The 4162-nt window shown below is 69.4% G+C and carries 7 protein-coding genes; 2 read left to right on the plus strand and 5 right to left on the minus strand.

Translation table 11 applies throughout. The features are described from left to right. Positions 1-1475, minus strand: a 1475-nt coding sequence (locus V6M42_RS00130; RefSeq protein ID WP_332676325.1) for an ATP-dependent helicase, incomplete at its 3' end; no start/stop codon positions are given. 118 nt (positions 1476-1593) lie between these two features. Here V6M42_RS00130 and V6M42_RS00135 point away from each other — a divergent pair. Then, positions 1594-1791, plus strand: a complete 198-nt coding sequence (locus V6M42_RS00135; protein ID WP_332659551.1) for a hypothetical protein — start codon at positions 1594-1596, stop codon at positions 1789-1791. A 3-nt stretch (positions 1792-1794) separates the two neighbouring features. After that, positions 1795-2121: a hypothetical protein gene (locus tag V6M42_RS00140; RefSeq protein WP_332659552.1), complete on the plus strand. Its 327-nt coding sequence runs from the start codon at positions 1795-1797 to the stop codon at positions 2119-2121. A gap of 3 nt (positions 2122-2124) precedes the next feature. Here the strand turns inward: V6M42_RS00140 and V6M42_RS00145 are convergent, their stop codons facing one another. From V6M42_RS00145 to V6M42_RS00160, 4 genes are all read right to left on the minus strand, one after another. Further along, positions 2125-2841, minus strand: coding sequence for an SIMPL domain-containing protein (locus V6M42_RS00145; RefSeq protein WP_332659553.1), 717 nt, complete (start codon positions 2839-2841; stop codon positions 2125-2127). A 44-nt stretch (positions 2842-2885) separates the two neighbouring features. Further along, positions 2886-3122, minus strand: coding sequence for a ribbon-helix-helix domain-containing protein (locus V6M42_RS00150; RefSeq protein ID WP_332659554.1), 237 nt, complete (start codon positions 3120-3122; stop codon positions 2886-2888). After that, a complete protein-coding gene (locus V6M42_RS00155; protein WP_332676327.1) occupies positions 3122-3616 on the minus strand; it encodes an isoprenylcysteine carboxyl methyltransferase family protein in 495 nt (164 codons plus the stop codon). The genes V6M42_RS00150 and V6M42_RS00155 overlap by 1 nt, the downstream gene beginning before the upstream one ends. Further along, positions 3616-4162: 3-oxoacyl-[acyl-carrier-protein] synthase III C-terminal domain-containing protein (locus tag V6M42_RS00160; RefSeq protein WP_332676329.1), on the minus strand; the 547-nt coding region annotated here is incomplete at its 5' end. The genes V6M42_RS00160 and V6M42_RS00155, both read right to left, overlap by 1 nt.

Raw genomic sequence — 4162 nt, forward strand, 5'->3', positions numbered from 1 at the left:
CGGTCGATGTCGCGCACGAAGTTGGACAGGGCCGTCCGCGTCCGCGCCTGAAGCTCGTCCGAGGTGATCAGGTCGCGCACGGCGCTCATGGCAGAGACGCCGGACAGGCGGGCGATCTGGAGCACCTTCTGCACGCTGGTGTCGCCGATGCCGCGCTTGGGCACGTTGACGATCCGCTCGAAGGCCAGGTCGTCGTCCTCGGACAGGATCAGCCGCAGATAGGCGTGGGCGTCGCGGATCTCGGCCCGTTCGAAGAAGCGCGGGCCGCCGATGACGGTGTAGGGGACGGCCAGCAGGACGAACCGCTCCTCGAAGGCCCGCATCTGGAACGAGGCGCGGACCAGCACGGCCATGTCCTTGTAGGCGACGCCGGACCGGCGGGCGGTCTCGATCTCGTCGGCGATCAGCCGGGCCTCGGCCTCGCCGTCCCAGACGCCGCGCACCCGGACCTTGTCGCCGCTCAGATCCTCGGTCCAGAGCGTCTTGCCCAGACGGTCGCGGTTGGAGGCGATCAGGCCGGATGCAGCGCCAAGAATATGCTGCGTGGACCGATAGTTACGCTCCAGTCTTACGACCTTGGCTCCGGGAAAGTCGCGTTCGAAGCGCAGGATGTTGTCCACCTCGGCGCCCCGCCAGCCGTAGATGGACTGGTCGTCGTCGCCGACGCAGCAGACATTGCCCGTCGAAGACGTCAGCAATCGCAGCCACAGGTACTGGGCGACGTTGGTGTCCTGGTATTCGTCGACCAGGATGTAGCGGAAGCGGCGACGATATTCTTCCGCGATATCCGCATGCTGCGACAGGATCGTGAGGTTGTGCAGCAGCAGGTCGCCGAAGTCGCAGGCGTTCAGGCTGACCAGCCGCGCCTGATAGGCGGCGTAGAGGCTGTGCCCCTTGCCGTTGGCGAAATCCTCGGACGGCGGCAGCTTGTCGGGCGTCCAGCCGCGGTTCTTCCAGTGGTCGATCAGGCCGCTCAGCGAACGCGGCGTCCAGCGTTTGGTGTCGAGGTTGGCGGCTTCGAGAAGCTGTTTGCAGACCCGCTCCTGATCGTCCGTGTCGAGGATGGTGAAGGTCGATTTCAGCCCGACCAGTTCGGCGTGGCGGCGCAGGATCTGGGCGGCAACGCTGTGGAAGGTGCCCAGCCAGCGAAGGCCCTCGGCCGAGGGGCCGATCAGATGGGTGATCCGCTCGCGCATCTCGCGCGCGGCCTTGTTGGTGAAGGTGACCGCCAGAAGCTCCCACGGCCGGGCGCGGCCCGTGGCCAGGATGTGGGCCAGCCGGGTGGTCAGCACCCGCGTCTTGCCCGTGCCGGCGCCGGCCAGGACCAGAACGGGGCCGTCCACGGTCTCGACCGCCTCGCGCTGTTCGGGGTTCAGGCCGGCCAGATAGTCGGCGGGGACGTGCTCCACGCCTCCGGGGCCGCGCGAGCGGGCGAGGTCGGAGATACGCGGGGCGGGGACTTCAGGCAGACTCATCGGCGGAACATAAGGGGCACGAAGCCATCTGTCAGCGGTCGCGTGCGCGGGTCATCGCGGAACCGTGAAGCGTGACCGTCGTTCCGGCAGCATCCACAATCAGGGAAGGGGTCATTCCATGGCCGATAACATCAACAACACCGGCAGCGGCGGCGGCAACGCGGGCCTCGCCTTCATCGTCGGCGGCATCGTCGTGGTGCTGGCGATCGTGGCCTATTTCGTCTTCGCCCGCGGCGGCGCGCCCGAGACCAAGGAGGTCAACGTCGACGTCAACCTGCCCGAAGTCTCGGCCCCGGCCGTCCCGAGCCCGAACTGAGCCATGACAGACCCCAACATTCCGCCGCCCGTCGAGCCGACGCCCCGCACCGAGGTGCATCACACCACCATCAACAACCCGCCCGCCCGCAGCGGCGGGGGCGGCTGGATCGGCCTGCTGGTCGGCGGCCTGGTCGTCGTGGTGATCATCATCGCCTTCGTGGTCTTCTCGAACGGGGGCATGAACCCGGCCAAGGACACCAATGTCGACATCGACGTCGACCTGCCGCGCCCGACCCTGCCGGACGCGCCGAAGATGCCGGACCTCCCGGATGTCCCGCCCGTTGAACCGCCGACCGTTCCGACGCCGTCGCCGGAACCCCAGGCCTGATTTTCAGCGCAGCCGATAGCTGATGGTGGTCACGACCCGGACCTTCTTGTCCGGGGACTGGCTCTCGTCGCCGATCTCGTCGCGGGCGAGGATTTCGAACGAGCCCTGCGTCGCCTGACGGATGGGGCCGAGCGGCGCGCCTGAATCCTGGGCGAACCGTTCGGCGCCGGTCCGCGCGGCGGCGGTGGCCTCGGCGATCATCGCCGGGCGGACGGCGTTGAGCCTGGTGAAGACATAGGTGGGGCCGCTGAAGTCCTGCAGCACCACGCCCTGGCGCACCAGATCGTTCAGGGCGCGGGTCGTGGCCTGGACCCGGTCCACGTCGGTCGTCCGCACGATCACCGTCTGGGCCAGGATGAAGCGCGGGCCGCCGTTCTGGCTGCCGTATTCACGGGACTGGGTGTCCGCCACCTCGAGCCGGCCCAGCGACACGGCGTCGGCGGGATAGCCCTGGGCGGTCAGGAAGCGGCGCACGATGGCCAGGTCGCCGTCGATACGGGCCTGGACCTCGGACAGGACGTCGCCCGAGGCGGTGAAGCGCACGGGCAGGATGGCCAGATCGGCCTTTACATTGCGCTCGGCCAGACCACGGACGCTGACGGAGCGGTCGCCGACGCGGGCGTTGACCACCCCCTGTCCGATCAGGGCGCCGCCGGCGATCAGCCCGGCGGCGAGCAGGCCGCCGAACACGGCGGCCGGGATCAGTTGTTCGTTGGCCATGTCAGCGCCCTCCGAAGCGGAGGATGCGCCAACCCCGGCTGCTGTCAATCGACAGACTCCTGTTCGGCGAAACTCCGGTCGCCGCCGGCCCAGGCCAGGGCCAGCAGGCGGCAGGCCGAGGCGAGGGGGGTGCGCCCCCGCCGTTCGTCGATCCGCTTCATCAGCCCGGCCTGCGACAGGCCGCTGGCGGCCGCGACCTGGTCCAGAACGGTCCAGAACGCCGGCTCCAGCGCCACCGAGGTGGCGTGGCCGGAGAGGGAGACGGAGCGTTTCCTGAGCATCAGCCGCGGCGTTCCTCGAGGGCGCGATCCTCGATGCGGATACGCCACGCCACCAGTAGCGCGTTGGCGATGCTCCAGACCAGCGCGATCCAGACCTGGCCGAACGCCAGCGGCAGGACGAGAATCTCCAGCGAGGCGACGACATAGTTCGGGTGGCGGATGAAGCGGTAGGGGCCGCCGGTCCGCAGGGGCGCGCCCGGCAGGGTGACGATCCGCGTGGTCCAGAACCGGCCCAGGGTCGTGATGACCCAGAGCCGGCCGAACTGAAGCGCGACATACAGCGCCATCCACCGCGCATCCGGAACCGTCGTCCACGGCGTGAAGACGGCGATCGCGGCCAGCCAGCTGGCGTGCAGGACGATGAACAGCGGATAGTGGTCGGCCCCGACCTCGACCGCGCCCTCGGCCATCAGCCGCTTCGTGTTCCGGCCCGCCAGCCCCAGCTCCCACAGCCGCTGGGCCGCCACCAGACCGATCACCAGCCACAGCCACATCAGGCGTGCACCAGCATCAGTCCGGCGGTGAAGCCCGGGCCCAGGGTGGTCAGCAGCAGGGGGCCTTTCGCGCCGTCGTCCAGCATGGCCCTGAGCACGAACAGCACCGTGGCCGCGCTCATGTTGCCGTGGTCGCGCAGGACGGCCCGGGTGTGGGTCAGGGCCCCCTCGGGCAGCGCGAAACAGGCTTCCAGCGCATCGATGACCTTGGCCCCGCCCGGATGGCAGACGAAGCCGCCGATGTCGGCGGGCGTCAGGCCCTGGTCGGCCAGGAAATCCATCGCCACCGGGCGGAAATCGTTCTGGACCAGGGTGGGGATGTCGCTGCTGAACACGACCTTCAGCCCGTCGTCGGCCACGTCCCAGCCCATGACGTCCAGGGTGTCGGGCCATGTGTGCTCGCGGCTGGCGCCGAGCACGGGCCCGGCCGCGTCGTCGCGGCAGCTGATCACCGCCGCCGCCGCGCCGTCGCCGAACAGGGCGGTGGCGACCAGATTGCTCTTGGACCGGTCCTGCGCCCGGAAGGTCAGGGCGCACAGTTCGACG

The organism is Brevundimonas sp. (assembly GCF_036677305.1).
In the GTDB taxonomy this organism is placed as follows: domain Bacteria; phylum Pseudomonadota; class Alphaproteobacteria; order Caulobacterales; family Caulobacteraceae; genus Brevundimonas.

What these genes read in the sequence shown, in the direction of transcription:
- V6M42_RS00135 (WP_332659551.1), top strand. Translation starts at nt 1,594, where the DNA reads ATGGCCGATAACATCAACAACACCGGCAGCGGCGGCGGCAACGCGGGC.
- V6M42_RS00140 (WP_332659552.1), top strand. Translation starts at nt 1,795, where the DNA reads ATGACAGACCCCAACATTCCGCCGCCCGTCGAGCCGACGCCCCGCACC.
- V6M42_RS00145 (WP_332659553.1), bottom strand. Translation starts at nt 2,841, where the DNA reads ATGGCCAACGAACAACTGATCCCGGCCGCCGTGTTCGGCGGCCTGCTC.
- V6M42_RS00150 (WP_332659554.1), bottom strand. Translation starts at nt 3,122, where the DNA reads ATGCTCAGGAAACGCTCCGTCTCCCTCTCCGGCCACGCCACCTCGGTG.
- V6M42_RS00155 (WP_332676327.1), bottom strand. Translation starts at nt 3,616, where the DNA reads ATGTGGCTGTGGCTGGTGATCGGTCTGGTGGCGGCCCAGCGGCTGTGG.